A 16,678-nucleotide genomic window follows, 5' to 3' on the forward strand; every position below is an offset into this window, starting at 1 on the left:
GACAATGCTTGATATCAAATGGATACGTGAAAACGCCGAGGCTCTCGACGTGGCGCTGGCAAAGCGCAGTGCGGAGCCGCAGGCAGCCAGCCTGATTGCGCTCGACGAGAAGCGTCGTGCCGTCATCCAGAGCCTGCAGGACATGCAGTCGCGACGCAATGCCGCCTCCAAGGAGATCGGCGCTGCGATGGCACAGAAGAACATGGAGCTTGCAGACAAGCTGAAGGCGGAAGTGGCGCATCTGAAGGATGCCATGCCGGCTGCCGAGGAGGCGGAGCGACAGGTCTCTGCCGAACTCTCCGACGCCCTGTCGCGCATCCCGAACATTCCGCTCGACGACGTGCCCGTCGGCAAGGACGAACACGACAACGTGGTGAAGCGTGTCGTCGGCGAGAAGCCCGGCTGGAACCATGCCGCGAAAGAGCATTACGAGATCGGCGAAGCGCTGGGCTACATGGATTTCGAGCGCGCCGCCAAGCTTTCGGGCGCGCGCTTCACGGTCCTGACCGGTCAGCTCGCGAAGCTCGAGCGAGCGCTCGGTCAGTTCATGCTCGATCTCCACACCACCGAGCACGGCTATACGGAGGTCTCCTCGCCGCTGATGGTGCGCGACGAGGCGATGTACGGTACGGGCCAGCTTCCGAAGTTCGCCGAAGACCTTTTCAAGACCACCGACGGCCGCTGGCTGATCCCGACTGCCGAGGTTACGCTCACAAACCTGGTTTCGGGCGAAATCCTCGAGCAGGAAAAGCTGCCGCTGCGCTTCACCGCGCTCACCCCGTCCTTCCGCTCGGAAGCAGGCTCTGCCGGTCGCGACACGCGCGGCATGCTGCGCCAGCACCAGTTCTGGAAATGCGAGCTCGTCTCGATCACCGACGCGGAAAGCTCGATTGCCGAGCATGAGCGCATGACGGCCTGCGCCGAAGAGGTGCTGAAGCGGCTGGGGCTGCACTTCCGCACGATGACGCTTTGCAGCGGCGATATGGGCTTCGGTGCACGCAAGACGTACGACATCGAAGTCTGGCTGCCCGGCCAGAACACCTATCGCGAAATCTCGTCCTGCTCGGTCTGCGGCGACTTCCAGGGCCGCCGGATGAACGCCCGCTACCGCGGCAAGGACGACAAGGGGACGACCTTCGTCCATACGCTGAACGGCTCCGGGGTCGCCGTCGGGCGCTGCCTGATCGCGGTGATGGAGAACTATCTGAACGAGGACGGTTCGATCACGATCCCGGATGCCCTGCTGCCCTACATGGGCGGGCTGAAGCGGATCGAGAAGGCCGCCTGACCGGAACGAGGCACGGATGCGCATTCTGCTCACCAATGACGACGGCATCCACGCCGAAGGGCTGGCGGTTCTGGAGCGTATCGCTCGCGCGCTTTCCGACGATGTCTGGATCGTCGCGCCGGAGACCGACCAGAGCGGTCTTGCGCATTCGCTGACGCTCTCCGAGCCGTTGCGCCTGCGCAAGGTCTCCGACAAGCATTACGCGCTGCGCGGCACGCCGACCGACTGCGTGATCATGGGCATCCGCGAGATACTTGATCGCAAGCCGGATCTGGTGCTCTCGGGCGTCAATGCCGGGTCGAACCTTGCCGACGATGTGACCTACTCCGGCACCGTTGCCGGGGCCATCGAGGGAACCTTGCAGGGCGTACGTTCGATCGCCCTCAGCCAGAGCTACACCTATACGGCCGAAGGGCCGCGCTACATTCCCTGGGAAACCGCTGAAACGCTCGCGCCCGATCTCATTCGCAGGCTGATGACGGTGGAGATGACCGCGGACACGCTGATCAACGTCAACTTCCCGAACTGCGCGCCGAAGGACGTGCAGGGGATTGCCGTCACGGCGCAGGGCAAGCTGGACTTCGGGTTGACGGTCGAACAGCGGTCGGATGGTCGTGGCTTTCCGTATTACTGGCTGCGCTTCGGCGAGCGCCAGGGGCACTTTCGTGAAGGCACGGACATCCATGCGGTCAAGAGCAACAAGATTTCGGTCACGCCGCTCAAGCTCGACCTCACCGACTATAGTGCCCAGGATCGTCTGGCACAGGCTCTTGGATACGGGGTGAACGATTGAAGTCGGCGATGGTCGAAAAGGAAGGCTTTGCCGCGCTGGTTCTGCGCCTGCGCGCCGAAGGAATTTCCGATCTCGACCTTCTGACCGCTGTCGAACAGACCCCGCGTTCGGCGTTCGTGCCGCCGCAGTTCGCCGATCAGGCCTATTCGAGCCGCACCATTCCGATCGAGTGCGGGGCGTTCATGGAAGGGGCAGATCTCGCTTTGCGCCTCCTCGATCGTCTCAACGTGAAGCCGGGACAGCGGGTGTTGGACATCGGCACCGGTAGCGGCTTCATGGCGGCGGTGCTCGGCAGGCTCACCGAGCGTGTCGTCTCAATCGACCGCTACAAGACGTTAGTCGGCGACGCGCAACGCCGGCTCGAAAAGCTCGGTATCCGCAACGTCGTCCTGCGTCAGGCCGACGGCAGCAACGGGCTTCCGGGCGAGGGGACCTTCGATCGCATCCTTTCCACTGCAGCGTTTCCGGCCATGCCGCGCTTCTACGCGGAGCAACTGGTTTCGGGCGGCATCTTCCTGGCCCCGCTGATGGTGTCGGAGGACACCTGCATGATGGTGCGGCTCACGAAGACCGGCAGTCGCTTCGAGCGCGAGGACCTTTTCCAGGTGCCCTACCTGCCGCTCGTGCCCAAGGTCGCCTCCTATCTCTGAGGGACGTCCGCGCACTCGAAAGGGTGCCGTTGCCAAATAGTTCACTGCGATTCCCGCCAGTTAACCGGGCGGTAACACTAACGCGCTTTAATCATCCCACATCCAGTTGAGTATTTTGTGGGTCGAGTTATGCGTGAGAATTCGTCGCTGAAAGCCGAACTGCCTATCGTCCGGATCGCAGGTGCGATGCTGTTGGCGAGTGTCGCTGCCGGATGCAGTTCCGACGCGACCCGCTTCAGTTCCATCTTTTCCCAGGACACGATGACCACCGCGTCAATCCCGCAGCGGGGCGACGGCGGTGTCGGTATCGATGGCCATCCAACGCCGAGCGCCGACATTGCGGGCGCGCAGCCGTCCTATTCGCAGGACTACAGCACCCGTCAGCAGGCGCTGAGCCAGCCCTATCCGGCGCAGCCTGCCGCCTCCGGCTCGGTCGCCCGCATGGCAAGTTCGCCCGTCGCGGTGCAGAGAGCCGAGCTCGCGGCGCCGACGGCGGATGCCGGCCGGCAGCAGGCGATGGCGCAGCCGTTCCCCTCCGCGCAGAAGCCGGCGCAGAAAGCGGTGAATGACGATCTGACCACCGGCAGCAATCCGCCGGCAGGCAACTGGGCGACGGCAAGCGAGTCCCGCGTCACCCTTCGGCCTGGGGAAACGGTCGCTACGCTCTCGAAACGCTTCGGCGTATCCGAAGCGGCGATCCTGAAGGCGAACGGCCTCAGTCAGGCCTCCGATGCTGCCCCCGGGCAGCTGATGATCATCCCGCGCCTCGGTGGCAACGCGGCTCGCGCTGCTGCGGACGTCGCCGCATTGCCGGAAAAGGGCAATATTCCGACCCGACTGCCTCAGCAGGAGCAGAAGGTCGCGGTGCTGCCGAACACGCAGGGCAACCGCGACAAATCGCAGGCGCAATCCGCAGGTGCCACCGGCAAGAGCGTCGCTGGCGCCGGCGAGGGCGGAACCTACGTCGTGAAGCCGGGCGATACGCTGACCAAGATCGCCAAGGCGACCGGCACGCCGATCGACGCCCTCAAGGCTGCGAACGGTCTTTCCTCGACCAATATCCGGATCGGCCAGGCGCTGAAGATCCCCTCGGCTGGCAGCGCGCCGGCTTCGATGAAGGTCGCCGCCGCCAAGCCGTCCGATGCGACTCTGAAGACCGCCTCGATCCCGTCGACCGCTGGGAAGAAGGCGACGCCGGCCGCCTACCAGCCGCCCGCAGCCACCCAGACGGTTGGCGACGTCGCCTCGGCGACGACCAAGGAGGATGCTCCGGAAACCACCGGCATCGGCAAATATCGCTGGCCGGTTACGGGCGCGGTCGTCGCAGGCTACGGCGCGAACGTCGAAGGCAAGCGCAATGACGGCATCGATATCTCCGTTCCCGCCGGCACGCCGGTCAAGGCCGCAGAAAACGGCGTGGTCATCTATGCCGGCAATGGCCTCAAGGAACTCGGTAACACGGTGCTCGTCCGCCACGATGACGGCACGGTCACCGTCTACGGCCATGCCGATACGTTGAAGGTCCAGCGCGGCCAGAAGGTTCAGCGCGGCCAGCAGCTTGCCACGTCCGGGATGAGCGGCAGCGCCAAGCGCCCGTTGCTCCACTTCGAGGTCCGCAAAGATGCAACCCCGGTCAACCCGATGACTTTCCTGGAATAGGTATTGCGCACCAGGAGAGCTTAGAAAAGGTCCGGCCTCCCGGACCTTTTTTCGTTTTTGTCAGCCGCGGTCCATGGTGATGCGCAGGCGCCCCGCGAGGTCCTGGATGTATTGCCAGGCCACGCGGCCGGAGCGGCCGCCGCGGGTGGTTGCCCATTCGAGCGCCTCGGCATGCAGCGTTTCGCGGTCGAGCGGCAGGCGGAAATGTTCTGCGTATCCGTCGATCATCGTCAGATAGTCGTCCTGGCTGCATTTGTGGAAGCCGAGCCAGAGGCCGAAGCGGTCGGAGAGCGAAACCTTTTCCTCAACCGCTTCCGAGGGATTGATCGCGGTCGACTGCTCGTTCTCCATCATGTGACGCGGCAGCAGGTGGCGACGGTTGGATGTGGCGTAGAAGAGTACGTTGTCGGGGCGGCCTTCGATACCGCCATCGAGCGCCGCCTTCAGCGACTTGTAGGCGGTGTCGTCGTGATCGAAGGAAAGGTCGTCGCAGAAAACGATCACCCGGTGGGGCGACGCCTTCATCATGTCGAGGAGGACGGGCAGCGAGGAAATATCCTCACGGTGCACCTCGACGAGCTTCAGCGAAATACCGGTCGTCTCCTTTACATCGGCGTGGACGGCCTTGACCAGCGACGACTTGCCCATGCCGCGCGCGCCCCAGAGCAGGACGTTGTTGGCCGGAAAGCCTTCTGCGAAGCGCAGCGTGTTCTCATGCAGGATGTCGCGGACGTGATCGACGCCGCGGATCAGCGACAGGGCTACCCGGTTCGGGCGCGCGACCGGCTGAAGGTGGCTGCGCGGCGGCACCCAGACGAAGCAATCGGCGGATTCCCAGTCGTTCTCGGCAGGGGCGGGGCCTGCCAGACGTTCCACGGCGACCGTCAGCCGGCGCAGCTCGTTCAGGATCAGGCGGTTGAGTTCCTCGGCCATGAATGTTTCCTCGCGCAAGTGAAGAAGCTCTGCGGCTTTGTCCGCTTTTTCCGGGCGGTAGCATGGCCTTTTGCGGCACGAAAGGGTAAGACGCCTTGAATCGGTACGCACGGCCGCCGTTTCTGTTGCAATCGCTTGGCTCGCCACTATATTCCGGCGACCTGAAGCGGCAGCAGCGGCTGCCGGCAAGCCTTGTTGTCTAGGGAGTTCTTTTCCATGTTCATTACGCAGGCATTCGCGCAGGACGCAGCAGCCCAGGGCGCAACCGGCTTCGGCTCCGGTCTCGAAATGCTCTTCCTTTTCGCCCCGCTGATGGTCGTCTGGTACTTCTTTTTGATCCGGCCGCAGCGCCAGCAGATGAAGAAGCGCGAGGAAACCCTTTCCTCCATCCGTCGTGGCGACCAGGTCGTGCTCGGCGGCGGCATCGTCGGCAAGGTCGCCAAGGTCGTTGACGACAAGGAACTGGATGTCGAGATCGGCGACGGTGTGAAGGTCCGCGTCCTGCGCGCCTACGTCGCGGAAGTCCGCGTGAAGGGCGAGCCGGTCAAGGCCGACGCAGCATCCTGATTGTTGGTGCGGCGCCTCGAGAGGCACGGTCACCGGTTGTCATAACCTGATTTCGAGAGTTTCATGCTGTATATCTCCCGCTGGAAGACGATCCTGATCTGGCTCACCGTTGCGGTGAGCGTGGTGATCGCCATGCCCAACTTCTTCAGCAATGGGCAACTCGCGTCCTTCCCGTCGTGGCTTCCTTCGAAGAAGGTGACGCTTGGTCTCGACCTTCAGGGTGGCTCGCACATCATGCTGAAGATCGAGAAGGCCGACATCATCAAGGAACGGCTGGAGACGACTGTCGGCGATATCCGCAACAACCTGCGTGAGGCGGGCATCCGCTATACCGGTCTCTCCGGTGTCGGGCAGCAGATCCAGGTGCGCATTACCGACGCGGACAAGGTCGAGGCCGCCAAGGAAGCGCTCGCGCCGCTGACCCAGGTGGTCAGTGTCGGTGGACTGACCGGAGGCACCGTGCAGGAAATCACGATGACGGAAGGCGAGGGCGGTCTTCTGCGCTTCGATCTCACCGACGCCGGCATCAACTATCGCACCTCCTCGGCGCTCACCCAGTCGATCGAAGTTGTCCGACGTCGTGTGGACGAACTCGGAACCACCGAACCGCTGATCCAGCGCCAGGGTGAGGATCGCATCATCGTCCAGGTTCCGGGGCTCACCGATCCGCAGCGGCTCAAATCGCTTCTCAACCAGACCGCCAAGCTCACCTTCCACATGGTTGACATGAGCATGCCGGTCGAAGAGGCGATCAATGGTCGCCCGCCGGCCTCCTCCGAGGTCCTCTATTCCATGGACGATCCGGCCGTGCCTTATCTCGTCGAGAAGAGGGCACTGGTCTCCGGCGAAAACCTCGTCGACGCGCAGGCGACCTTCAACCAGCAGACCAACGAGCCGGTCGTTTCCTTCCGTTTCGACAGCAAGGGCGCGCAGCGTTTTGCGCAGGCGACGCAACAGAATGTCGGCCGTCCCTTCGCGATCGTTCTCGACGATCAGGTGATTTCCGCGCCGGTCATCCGTGAGCCGATCGTCGGTGGTTCCGGACAGATCTCCGGCGGCTTCTCGGTCGAAGGCGCAAACGACCTTGCCGTGCTGCTGCGCGCTGGTGCGCTGCCTGCGACCCTGACGGTCGTCGAAGAACGCACCGTCGGTCCCGGCCTCGGTGCGGACTCGATCAGCGCCGGCCTGACCGCGTCGGTGATCGGCGCGATTGCCGTCGTCCTGTTCATGATCGCCTTCTACGGCACGTTCGGCGTGATGGCGAATGTCGCACTCACCGCCAATATCACGATGATCTTCGCTGCCCTGACGACACTCGGCTCGACGCTCACGCTGCCTGGCATCGCCGGTATCGTTCTGACGATGGGGATGGCCGTCGACTCGAACGTGCTCGTCTACGAGCGCATCCGCGAAGAGGTGAAGAACGGCCGTTCGCTGGCGCAGGCGATTGACGTTGGCTTCAAGAAGGCCTTCGCGACCATCGTCGACGCCAACCTGACGACCCTCATCGCCGCTGTCGTTCTGTTCTTCCTCGGTTCCGGCCCGGTTCGCGGCTTCGCGGTCACGCTTGCCGTCGGTATCGTCACCACCGTCTTCACCGCCTTCACGATGACCCAGTGGCTGATGGCCATGTGGTTCCGCTGGCGTCGGCCGAAGCACCTGCCGAAGAGCATTCGCACGGGGATGTTCGACACGCAGAACATCCGCTTCATGGCAATCCGCAAGTTCACCTTTGCCACGGCCGGCGCGCTGATCGTGATCTCGCTTGCCGGCTTCGTTTTCGTCGGCCTCAACCTCGGCATCGACTTCAAGGGTGGATCACTGATCGAGCTCAAGGCGCGGCAAGGGGCGGCCGACATTGGCGACATCCGCGAACGGCTGAGCGAACTGAACCTCGGGGAAATCCAGGCACAAGGGTTTGGCGATCCGTCGAGCGTACTCGTTCGTCTGCAGTCGCAGGAGGGGGGCGAAAACGCCGAACAGTCGGCGATCTCGCTCGTGCGTCAGGAGCTTCAGGACCAATACGAATTCCGCCGTGTGGAAGTGGTCGGGCCCGCCGTTTCGAGCGACCTGACGGCGAATGCCACGATCGGCGTCGGCGTGTCGCTCCTGCTCATCCTGATCTACATCTGGTTCCGCTTCGAATGGCAGTTTGCGGCAGGCGCGATCATTGCGACCCTGCACGACGTGATCCTCACCCTCGGGCTCTTTGTCTTCACCGGCATCGAATTCAACCTCACCAGTATCGCGGCGATCCTGACGATCATCGGCTACTCGCTGAACGATACGGTCGTGGTCTACGACCGCATGCGCGAGAACCTGAGGCGCTACAAGAAGATGCCGCTCGACGTCCTGATCGACGCGTCGATCAACCAGACGCTGTCGCGTACGGTTCTGACGGCGTCGACGACCTTGATCGCACTTCTGGCGCTCTACCTCTTCGGCGGCGAGGTGATTGCCTCCTTCACGCTCGCCATGCTGTTCGGCGTGCTGATCGGCACCTTCTCGTCGATCTATATGGCTGCGCCAGTGCTGATTGCCTTCAAGCTGCGTCCGGAGAGCTTCCAGCAGGAGGAAAAGGCCTCCGAAGGCGAGGCGTTGCCGTCCGGCAAGGCTGGAGCCTGATCGTCGTGGCGGAGGCGCCGGGCAACCGGGGAATAGTGATGCGCGAGGCTCATTTTCCGGGCCGTGCGCCGATCGACGCCTACGGTAACGGAGGCTTTCGCTTCGCCGACATGTCGCATCGCGGCTCGTTGCTTCTGCTGCCCTCCGGCATATATGGCTGGGAGATGGCGGAAGGCGATCCGCTTTCCGTCGACGCCTTCCGGCGTGTGCTGGAGGAGGCGAGCGGTATCGAGGTTTTGCTCCTCGGAACCGGGAAGGACCTCCGTCCGATCCCTGCCGACCTCAAGGCGGCGCTCCGTGAGCGGGGTATTGCGAGCGACCCGATGGGCACGGGCGCGGCGGTTCGCACCTACAATATCATGCTTGCCGAACAGCGTGCCGTGGCAGCCGCGCTGATTGCGGTCTGAGGCGAGGTCTTTTTTGGAAAAGGCGATGCTGGACAACGAAGCCATCTGCCTTGCCGGGCTGCGTGATACCGATCGTGACCGCTACCTTGCGGCCTTGCTGTCACCGGTCGACAAGCGCGCCGGGCTGGTCGCTCTCTATGGCTTCAACGCCGAGATCGCCCGTATCCGCGATGCCGTGCGCGAGCCGATGTCGGGCGAGGTCAGGCTGCAATACTGGCGCGATCTCGTTTCCGGCGTGGAACACGGCGAGACGGCGGCCAATCCGCTCGGGGCGCTGCTCGTCGAAACCATCCGGCGTTATGACCTCCCCGCCGAGGCGCTGCTGCGGATGTTCGACGCCCGCGTTTTCGACCTCTACGACGATCCGATGGAGAGCCGCGGCATGTTCGAGGGCTATGCCGGTGATACGGCCTCCGCTCTCATACAGCTCGCAGGCCTGATAGTCGCCCCGGACGAGGCGGCGAAATGCGCCGAACGTGCCGGCCATGCCGGCGTCGCACAGGCGGTCGCGGGTTCGATCCTGCTTTTGCCGCGGGCCAGGGCGCGCGGCCAGCTCTACATTCCCTTGGAGATATTGAAGGCGGTTGGCCTGGATCGCGAGGGCTTCCTCGCGGGCGAGGATCGTACGCGGATATCCGCCGCCGTCGAAGCGTTTGCCGGACTGGGGCGCGAGCATCTCGCAAAGGCGCGCAGTGCCGGCGTACTGCCCGCGACGATCATGCCGGCCTATCTGCCGGTGGCGCTGGTGGGCGACGTGCTCGATCGGGCCGTAAAGAAGCCTGCACGCGTCTTCGAGGAAGAAATACGGGCGGCGCAATGGCGACGGCAATTGCTACTCATGCGGGCGATGTTCCGGCGGCGGGTCTGAAGCCGGCCAAATTCGCGCAAGCCTCGGCTGCTAGAGCCATTCCGGTCGCGACGTCGCGCGGAGGGTGCCGGAACCGTTCGCATCATCGGTGAAGCGAGCGGAGGAACGAGAGGGAGGCAGATGTGACGCTTGTCACGTGGATGGTGATCTTTGGACTGCTCGCCCTTTTCGCCATCGGCGCGACGCGTATGGCGCGTCGGTCGACGACCGAAGAGTCTCATGATACCGGGCTGGCCATCCTGCAGTTCGGCCGCGCCTTTCCCAACGAAGCGATCCGCAACCTGCGTGCGACGGCTGACGGCAAGGCCGTCTTCGTTCGTCTGCACGACAACAAGACCGGCTTCATGCGCAACATGCGCAGCCATTTTGCATGTCACCTGATCGAGCCGGGAACCGTGAGGGTGCGTGATCTCCCGAATGGCCGGGGACTGTCGGTCGAGTTTCTGGATACGCCGTTCCACAACGGCGACTTCGTTTTCACTTCGCCTGCCGAGGCGGCCGAGGTATCGCTCTGGCTGCTCGGCAACTACATCAGCGCAAACGACCGGCCGGACGCAGACGAGCCGTTCGCCAAAGGCTGACGAAGAACCGTCCTCACGCGCCTTCGAGCCAACGCCTGCAATCGGCGAGTGCTCGAGCGGCGATCAGTTGGCGTTTCATGATCGTCTTGTCTTTGCCACGGAAACGCTTGACGCCTTCGGGCTTGGTGATCGCACCGGGTTCCAGCTCCGGAAACAGTCCGAAGTTGATGTTCATCGGCTGGAAGGACCGCTTTCCGGGTTCCTCGTCGGTGACGATATGGCCACCGGTGATGTGGTTGAGGAGCGAACCCATGGCTGTCGTAGCCGGAGGCAGGCGGACCGGCTCCCCCTTCCGTTCCGCGGCAGCGAAGCGGCCGGCAAGCAGGCCAATCGACGCACTCTCGACGTAACCTTCGCAGCCGGTGATCTGTCCGGCGAAGCGCAGGCCGTGGCGGCTCTTGAGCTGCAGGGTCTCGTCGAGCAGGACCGGCGAGTTGATGTAGGTGTTGCGGTGCAGGCCACCAAGGCGGGCGAATTCCGCGTTCTCGAGGCCCGGAATCATCCGGAAGATCTCCGCCTGCGCCCCGTAGCGCAGCTTCGTCTGGAAGCCGACCATGTTGTACAGCGTGCCGAGCGCATTGTCCTGGCGAAGCTGGACCACGGCGTAGGGCTTGACGGTCGGGTTGTGGGCGTTGGTGAGGCCCATCGGCTTCATCGGCCCGTGCCGCAGCGTCTCGCGGCCGCGTTCCGCCATGACCTCGATCGGCAGGCAGCCGTCGAAATAGGGGGTGCCCTCCCATTCCTTGAAGCCGACGGTATCGCCGGCGATCAGCGCATCGACGAAAGCGTTGTACTGCGCTTCGTCCAGCGGGCAGTTGATGTAGTCCTTGCCGGTTCCGCCGGGTCCGACCTTGTCGTAGCGCGACTGGTACCAGCAGACATTCATGTCGATCGAATCGCGATGGACGATCGGTGCGATGGCGTCGAAGAAGGCGAGCGCATCGGCACCGGTCTCGAGGCGGATCGCTTCGGCGAGCGCGGGCGAGGTGAGCGGGCCGGTCGCAACGATCGTCGAGCCCCATTCCTCCGGCGGAACTCCGGCGATCTCTTCGCGAATCACGGTGATCAACGGATGGCTTTCGATCGCGGCACTGACGGCGGCGGAAAAGCCCTCGCGGTCGACGGCGAGCGCTCCGCCGGCCGGGACCTGGTTCCGGTCGGCCGCAGCCATGATCAGTGATCCCGCGAGACGCATCTCGGCATGGATGACACCGACCGCATTGGACGTCGCGTCGTCGGACCGGAAGGAGTTCGAGCAGACGAGCTCGGCAAGTCCGTCGGTCTTGTGGGCATCGGTGCCGCGCACGCCGCGCATCTCGTGGAGGATGACCGGTACACCGGCCTGCGCCGCCTGCCAGGCCGCTTCCGAGCCGGCAAGGCCGCCGCCGACGATGTGGATGGGGGAAAGGGTCTCTGTCTTCGTCATGCGGGCTGCTTATCACGCGGCGCCGGCGGTTCCAATCGCCCCGAATCAAAAACGGCACCGTGCGGTGCCGTTCGGCGTCTTCTTCATTTCATGGCGCCCCGCGGCTGCGGAGCGACCGGCATCAGTGCTTAGCGAAAGGAGCGTGCCGCGATGTTGCGGATATCGTAGCGGGTGATGCCGATGTCGGAGAGCGCCTGGTTGGACAGGTTGCCGAGCTCGGAGATCGTGCGGCGGTAGCTCATCCAGTTCTTGGCATAGCGGATCGGGTTCATGGTCGTTTCCTCGAGAATCTTGGTTTCGCTGTTCGTGCGGCCTCTCCGCATCAGCGATTGAGCCTTTTATACGCCTGTAAAACAATATTGTGCAGTGCAAATAATGAGCGACTGCTATGCAAATGTGCAAAGCATGACGAAAATTTAGGCCAGGCTCAGAAAATCGGCAGCAAAGCTGGCCGGCGATGGTCACTCCGCCGACCGGTGGGCACAAAAAAAGCCTCCCGCGAGGGGAGGCCTTTCAGGTCTTCCAAATCGGAAGAGGCTGTAAATCAGCCGGCGATGGCGTCGCGGGCAACGCGACGGATGTCTTCGCGGCCGATACCGAGGTCGCGCAGTTCGCGGTCCGACATGCGGCCGAGTTCGTTGATGGTCTGACGGTACTTGCGCCAGTTGCTGAGCGAGCGAGCAAAGTTCATGATTGGTCTCCTTGGACTTGCGGCGGCGGCCGTCCTCGGCGCCGCTTTCGATTTCATGAGCTCAATATATGTTGCGCCGCAAAATCATGTAGAGCCAAGTTTGTATGCCACCTATGCATCAAATGCATGATCTTGCCGTTAAGTGATCGTTAATTGTCTATTTTTGCATCACGGGGGAAGGGAACGTGGGCAGAAAGCACTTCGCCGAAGGGAAGCGGACAAAAAAATAACGCTCACCGGGGGAGGAGGTCCGGTGAGCGTCATTTTGGGTGACTGGCAACTGGGAGGAGGAGTGCTGCCAGTCCTATCGGTGCGACACTGGGAGGAGGAGTGTGTAGCACCGAATTTCGTCGAGATCCCTGGTCGCTGCGAGCGCCTCAGGCGCGATCTCTATGGTTCAAATATAGTACGTCGACTTCGCTTTGTGCAGTGCAATATCATCATGGAAGCCATGCAATCTTCGCATGGCCGGCGAGGGTGTTGCGAAAGACCCGCGAAAGGGCATTGTCATTTCCATTCTCGCAAATCACAGTGCCACAAAATGCGACGCGGCGGTATGCGGCAAGGCACCGCAGCTGGCCGGGGATCTCAGGGGAAGATGATGTATCGCGGAAGGCTGAAGCGCGACTTCGATCTGTGGGTCGAGAAAGGGATGGTGGCCCGTCCTGCCGCCGACGCGATGCTCGCCGAGTATGACCAGCGGCGATCGACCTTCAGCGTCGGCGGCGTGCTGACCATGCTGGCGGCGCTGCTGATCTCGGCGTCGATCCTGTTGCTGATTGCAGCGAACTGGGAGGAGATTCCCCGCGGTGCAAAGGTAATCTCGGTTGTCGCGCTGATCTGGATCTTTCATCTGTCGGCGGGTGTGGCCTTCGCCCGCGGTGCGGATCGCCTCGGCGGGGCAGCCCTGGTGCTCGGCACGATGTGCTTCGGCGGCGCCATCGCGCTGATCGGACAACTCTACCATCTCTCGGGCGACACGGTGGATGCCATGCTGCTCTGGTTCGCGGGTGCAGTGGCCTCGGCTGTGCTCTTCCGCTCCGAAGCCGTGACGGTCGCTGCCGGATTTCTCGCCTTCGCCGTCTCTTTTGCCATGGTCGACCAGTTCGACTGGCAGTGGGACTGGCTTTACGGCTGGTCGCCGATCGCCTGCGCCCTCGTGGTACTGGCCCTGATCTATCGCACCGGCGCGGAGCGTGCCCGTCATTTCGCCTACCTGCTCGGTCTTGCCTGGCTCGGCTGGCTCTACGGGTTGAGCGAGGAGGTCTGGCCGGCCGTCGTCTATGCACTCGTCGGAACGCTCTCCTTCGTGGCGCTGACGGTAAAGGGCTCGCCCCTGGAGGCGATCGCCCGCCGGGCGGGGGCGGCACCCGCCTTCTATGCGTGCGCGCTGGCGGTGCTCGGCCTTCTTGCGCTTCATTTCGAATATGATGCCGGGGGCAGACTTGCCGTGCTCGCGGCAGCGACGATCGCCTTCGTGCTGCTCGCCCTGGCGCTCGCCGGGCGCGACAACGGCGCGGTACGTTACCTTGCCTATACGGTCTTCGCCGGCGAGGTGCTTTATCTCTCGTTCGTGACGATCGATTCCATGCTCGGCACCTCCGGCTTCTTCCTGCTTTCCGGCTTGGTGGTGGCAGTGCTCGCCTTCGTCGTCGTCCGCATGGAAAAGCTCTTTGCCCGCAGAGCCGAGGAGGCCGGCCGATGACCACCGCAACCGGAACCGCAGGCGGACGCTACCATCTCCTCGTCGCGGCAGGCGTATCGGCCCTTTTCACAGCCGTTCTGCTCTACATGGTTGAGCATCGGGCAGCGATCCTGCGCTCCGGCGCGGAGATCGTGCTGAAGACGGTGCCGGTCGATCCGCGTGATCTTCTGCGTGGAGACTATGTCGTGCTGTCTTACGAGGTGTCCCGGATTCCCGTCTCCCTCGTCAAGGGCGACTGGCCGGCGCCCGGAAGCTGGACGCGGATGAACGTGCGGCTGAGACCGGGGCCGGACGGCTACTGGACGGTCGCCGAGGCCGCTTTCGGCGATCTTCCGCCGGCGGAGGGCTCGGTGGTTCTGCGCACGCAGCGTTTCCGTCTTTATACGACGCCGGCCGACGACGGGGGCGAGATCTCCGTCGACTACGGCATCGAGCGCTATTACGTGCCGGAGGGCGAGGGCAGGCCGATCGAGGATGCGCGTAACGACGACGAGGTGTCCGTCGCGGCCCGTGTCGGGGCCGGCGGGCAGGCGCAGATTCGCGAACTCAGGGTGCGTGGCGTGCCTGCCTACGAGGAGCCGCTCTACTGAGCCGGGCCCGAGCTCGGCCGTCATTTTTCCTTTGCGCGGACGGAAACGGGTGATATAGAGACGCGCGCTCCGGAGGGGCCATGCGCGAAGGCAGCATGCGGTTCTTTTGGGCGCGGGTATGGTGGAATTGGTAGACACGCCAGATTTAGGTTCTGGTGCCGCAAGGCGTGGGAGTTCAAGTCTCTCTACCCGCACCAGGATCGCCGCGCGGGCTGCCGGGAGGGGCAAAACAGCCGTTCCTGTCACCCCTTGCGCCATTTTGCCTGGCAAAATGCTTGAAGATTGCGTACCAGCCACGCCCGGGAAAGAAGAATTCCGGCGTCGTGCTCAATGAAAACCACCGGCTGTCCGAGCACGGCCGCCACGACATGAAGGTAAGAACATGCAGGTTATCGAAACGCTCGCTGAAGGGCTGAAGCGCGAAATCAAGGTCGTCGTTCCGGCCAAGGACATGGAACAGCGGATGAACGAGCGCCTCGCCGAGGCCAAGGACAAGGTCCGCATCAACGGTTTCCGCCCGGGCAAGGTGCCGATGTCGCACCTGAAGAAGGTCTACGGCAAGTCGATCATGGCCGAGCTCGTCAACGAGATCATTCGCGAAAAGCCGAGCGCGATCCTTTCCGAGCGCGGCGAGAAGTCTGCGACCCAGCCCGAAGTCACGATGACCGAGGACGAGGCCGAAGCCGACAAGATCCTGAACGCAGAAGCCGATTTCGAGTTCACGCTCTCCTACGAAGTCATTCCGCCGATCGAGCTGAAGCCGGTTTCCGGCCTCAAGGTCGTGCGTGAAGTCGTCGACATCGAAGAAGGCGAAGTCGAAGACCAGATCCGCAAGATCGCCGAAAGCGCCCGCAGCTACGAAACCAAGAAGGGCAAGGCCGCCGACGGCGACCGCGTCACCATGGATTACGTCGGCAAGGTCGACGGCGTTGCCTTCGACGGCGGCACCGACACCGATGCCGAGCTCGTTCTCGGCTCGAACCGCTTCATCCCCGGCTTCGAAGACCAGCTCGTCGGCGTCAAGGCCGGCGATGAGAAGGTCATCACCGTCACTTTCCCGGAAGACTATCCGGCCAAGAACCTCGCTGGCAAGGAAGCGACGTTCGACATCACGGTCAAGGAAGTTGCCGCTCCGGGTGAGGTCGAGCTCAACGACGAACTCGCCACGAAGCTCGGCATCGAATCGCTCGAGCGCCTGAAGGAAGTCGTCCGCGGCCAGATCGAAAGCCAGTTCGGCTCGGTCACCCGTCAGAAGGTCAAGCGTCAGATCCTCGACCAGCTCGACGAGATGTACAAGTTCGAAACCCCCGCACGCCTCGTGGAAGCCGAGTTCGAAAACATCTGGCGCCAGATCAACACCGATCTCGCCCAGTCCGGCAAGACCTTCGAGGATGAAGACACCACCGAAGAAAAGGCCCGCGACGAATACCGCACGCTCGCCGAGCGCCGCGTCCGCCTCGGCCTCGTCCTCTCCGAAATCGGCGAAAAGGCCGGCGTCGAAGTCACCGAGGAAGAAATGCAGCGCGCTCTCTATGCCCAGCTGCAGCAGTTCCCGGGCCAGGAAAAGCAGATCCTCGACTTCTTCCGCAAAACGCCGGGCGCTTCCGCCTCGCTGCGTGCGCCGATTTTCGAAGAGAAGGTTGTTGATCACCTGCTCGGCGAAATCGACGTCACCGACAAGAAGGTGACCAAGGACGAGCTGCTCGCCGACGACGAAGCCGAAGGCGCTGAAAAGCCGGCCAAGAAGGCAGCCCCGAAGAAGAAGGCGGCTGCCAAGGCCGAAGACGCCGCCGAAGGCGAGGAAGCCGCTCCGAAGAAGAAGGCTGCCCCGAAGAAGAAGGTTGCCGAAGGCGACGCCGAGTAATCAGATCCCGTTTCGGGATTGGGAAGGGGCT

16 protein-coding genes and 1 tRNA gene are annotated in these 16,678 nt (G+C 63.3%); 13 read left to right on the plus strand and 4 right to left on the minus strand.

The window, feature by feature from the left end; genetic code table 11:
* Positions 1-4: 4 nt before the first annotated feature.
* From serS to DFR48_RS10350, 4 genes are all read left to right on the plus strand, one after another.
* Positions 5-1,288: a serine--tRNA ligase gene (gene serS / locus DFR48_RS10335; protein ID WP_114363081.1), complete on the plus strand. Its 1,284-nt coding sequence runs from the start codon at positions 5-7 to the stop codon at positions 1,286-1,288.
* Between the two features lie 16 nt (positions 1,289-1,304).
* Entirely contained in the window at positions 1,305-2,081 is a 777-nt protein-coding gene (surE, locus tag DFR48_RS10340; protein ID WP_114363082.1) for a 5'/3'-nucleotidase SurE, read from the plus strand.
* An 8-nt stretch (positions 2,082-2,089) separates the two neighbouring features.
* Complete coding sequence (locus DFR48_RS10345; protein WP_425359248.1) at positions 2,090-2,731, plus strand: protein-L-isoaspartate(D-aspartate) O-methyltransferase; 642 nt, start codon at positions 2,090-2,092, stop codon at positions 2,729-2,731.
* 129 nt (positions 2,732-2,860) lie between these two features.
* Positions 2,861-4,390: a LysM peptidoglycan-binding domain-containing M23 family metallopeptidase gene (locus DFR48_RS10350; RefSeq protein WP_114363084.1), complete on the plus strand. Its 1,530-nt coding sequence runs from the start codon at positions 2,861-2,863 to the stop codon at positions 4,388-4,390.
* Between the two features lie 60 nt (positions 4,391-4,450).
* Here DFR48_RS10350 and DFR48_RS10355 read toward each other — a convergent pair whose 3' ends face one another.
* Complete coding sequence (locus DFR48_RS10355) at positions 4,451-5,323, minus strand: ATP-binding protein (RefSeq protein WP_114363085.1); 873 nt, start codon at positions 5,321-5,323, stop codon at positions 4,451-4,453.
* Positions 5,324-5,539: 216 nt separating this feature from the next.
* On the opposite strand from DFR48_RS10355, the gene yajC reads away from it, so the two are divergent.
* From yajC to DFR48_RS10380, 5 genes are all read left to right on the plus strand, one after another.
* Complete coding sequence (gene yajC / locus DFR48_RS10360; RefSeq protein WP_112688415.1) at positions 5,540-5,890, plus strand: preprotein translocase subunit YajC; 351 nt, start codon at positions 5,540-5,542, stop codon at positions 5,888-5,890.
* Between the two features lie 63 nt (positions 5,891-5,953).
* Positions 5,954-8,515, plus strand: a complete 2,562-nt coding sequence (secDF, locus tag DFR48_RS10365; protein WP_114363086.1) for a protein translocase subunit SecDF — start codon at positions 5,954-5,956, stop codon at positions 8,513-8,515.
* 38 nt (positions 8,516-8,553) lie between these two features.
* On the plus strand, positions 8,554-8,922 hold the full coding sequence (locus DFR48_RS10370) for an Mth938-like domain-containing protein (protein ID WP_114363087.1): 369 nt from the start codon (positions 8,554-8,556) through the stop codon (positions 8,920-8,922).
* Positions 8,923-8,947: 25 nt separating this feature from the next.
* Positions 8,948-9,790, plus strand: a complete 843-nt coding sequence (locus DFR48_RS10375) for a phytoene/squalene synthase family protein (RefSeq protein ID WP_114363088.1) — start codon at positions 8,948-8,950, stop codon at positions 9,788-9,790.
* Positions 9,791-9,912: 122 nt separating this feature from the next.
* Complete coding sequence (locus tag DFR48_RS10380; RefSeq protein WP_114363089.1) at positions 9,913-10,371, plus strand: hypothetical protein; 459 nt, start codon at positions 9,913-9,915, stop codon at positions 10,369-10,371.
* Positions 10,372-10,384: 13 nt separating this feature from the next.
* Here the strand turns inward: DFR48_RS10380 and trmFO are convergent, their stop codons facing one another.
* The 3 genes from trmFO to DFR48_RS10395 form a co-directional block, all read right to left on the minus strand.
* Positions 10,385-11,797: a methylenetetrahydrofolate--tRNA-(uracil(54)-C(5))-methyltransferase (FADH(2)-oxidizing) TrmFO gene (gene trmFO, locus DFR48_RS10385; RefSeq protein WP_114363090.1), complete on the minus strand. Its 1,413-nt coding sequence runs from the start codon at positions 11,795-11,797 to the stop codon at positions 10,385-10,387.
* Positions 11,798-11,925: 128 nt separating this feature from the next.
* A complete protein-coding gene (locus tag DFR48_RS10390; protein WP_112688511.1) occupies positions 11,926-12,069 on the minus strand; it encodes a DUF1127 domain-containing protein in 144 nt (47 codons plus the stop codon).
* Positions 12,070-12,341: 272 nt separating this feature from the next.
* Positions 12,342-12,488, minus strand: a complete 147-nt coding sequence (locus DFR48_RS10395; RefSeq protein WP_112688403.1) for a DUF1127 domain-containing protein — start codon at positions 12,486-12,488, stop codon at positions 12,342-12,344.
* Between the two features lie 601 nt (positions 12,489-13,089).
* On the opposite strand from DFR48_RS10395, the gene DFR48_RS10400 reads away from it, so the two are divergent.
* The 4 genes from DFR48_RS10400 (at position 13,090) to tig (ending at position 16,647) form a co-directional block, all read left to right on the plus strand.
* Positions 13,090-14,193 carry a DUF2157 domain-containing protein gene (locus DFR48_RS10400; RefSeq protein WP_114363091.1) on the plus strand — a complete coding sequence of 368 codons (1,104 nt, stop codon included), beginning with the start codon at positions 13,090-13,092 and terminating at the stop codon, positions 14,191-14,193.
* Positions 14,190-14,783 (plus strand): GDYXXLXY domain-containing protein, encoded by a 594-nt coding sequence (locus DFR48_RS10405; RefSeq protein ID WP_114363092.1) that lies wholly within the window; start codon positions 14,190-14,192, stop codon positions 14,781-14,783. The genes DFR48_RS10400 and DFR48_RS10405 overlap by 4 nt, the downstream gene beginning before the upstream one ends.
* A 112-nt stretch (positions 14,784-14,895) precedes the next feature.
* Positions 14,896-14,980: transfer RNA gene (locus DFR48_RS10410), tRNA-Leu, on the plus strand.
* Positions 14,981-15,165: 185 nt separating this feature from the next.
* Positions 15,166-16,647, plus strand: a complete 1,482-nt coding sequence (tig, locus tag DFR48_RS10415) for a trigger factor (protein ID WP_114363093.1) — start codon at positions 15,166-15,168, stop codon at positions 16,645-16,647.
* Positions 16,648-16,678: the final 31 nt, after the last annotated feature.

The sequence above is a fragment of the Ciceribacter lividus genome (genome assembly GCF_003337715.1).
GTDB classification, from domain to species: domain Bacteria; phylum Pseudomonadota; class Alphaproteobacteria; order Rhizobiales; family Rhizobiaceae; genus Allorhizobium; species Allorhizobium lividum.

Coding starts and splice junctions, on each gene's coding strand:
- DFR48_RS10405 (WP_114363092.1), top strand. CDS start 14,190: ATGACCACCGCAACCGGAACCGCAGGCGGACGCTACCATCTCCTCGTC.
- DFR48_RS10370 (WP_114363087.1), top strand. CDS start 8,554: ATGCGCGAGGCTCATTTTCCGGGCCGTGCGCCGATCGACGCCTACGGT.
- trmFO (WP_114363090.1), bottom strand. CDS start 11,797: ATGACGAAGACAGAGACCCTTTCCCCCATCCACATCGTCGGCGGCGGC.
- DFR48_RS10345 (WP_425359248.1), top strand. CDS start 2,090: ATGGTCGAAAAGGAAGGCTTTGCCGCGCTGGTTCTGCGCCTGCGCGCC.
- tig (WP_114363093.1), top strand. CDS start 15,166: ATGCAGGTTATCGAAACGCTCGCTGAAGGGCTGAAGCGCGAAATCAAG.
- surE (WP_114363082.1), top strand. CDS start 1,305: ATGCGCATTCTGCTCACCAATGACGACGGCATCCACGCCGAAGGGCTG.
- DFR48_RS10400 (WP_114363091.1), top strand. CDS start 13,090: ATGTATCGCGGAAGGCTGAAGCGCGACTTCGATCTGTGGGTCGAGAAA.
- DFR48_RS10390 (WP_112688511.1), bottom strand. CDS start 12,069: ATGAACCCGATCCGCTATGCCAAGAACTGGATGAGCTACCGCCGCACG.
- DFR48_RS10395 (WP_112688403.1), bottom strand. CDS start 12,488: ATGAACTTTGCTCGCTCGCTCAGCAACTGGCGCAAGTACCGTCAGACC.
- serS (WP_114363081.1), top strand. CDS start 5: ATGCTTGATATCAAATGGATACGTGAAAACGCCGAGGCTCTCGACGTG.
- DFR48_RS10350 (WP_114363084.1), top strand. CDS start 2,861: ATGCGTGAGAATTCGTCGCTGAAAGCCGAACTGCCTATCGTCCGGATC.
- DFR48_RS10355 (WP_114363085.1), bottom strand. CDS start 5,323: ATGGCCGAGGAACTCAACCGCCTGATCCTGAACGAGCTGCGCCGGCTG.
- yajC (WP_112688415.1), top strand. CDS start 5,540: ATGTTCATTACGCAGGCATTCGCGCAGGACGCAGCAGCCCAGGGCGCA.
- secDF (WP_114363086.1), top strand. CDS start 5,954: ATGCTGTATATCTCCCGCTGGAAGACGATCCTGATCTGGCTCACCGTT.
- DFR48_RS10375 (WP_114363088.1), top strand. CDS start 8,948: ATGCTGGACAACGAAGCCATCTGCCTTGCCGGGCTGCGTGATACCGAT.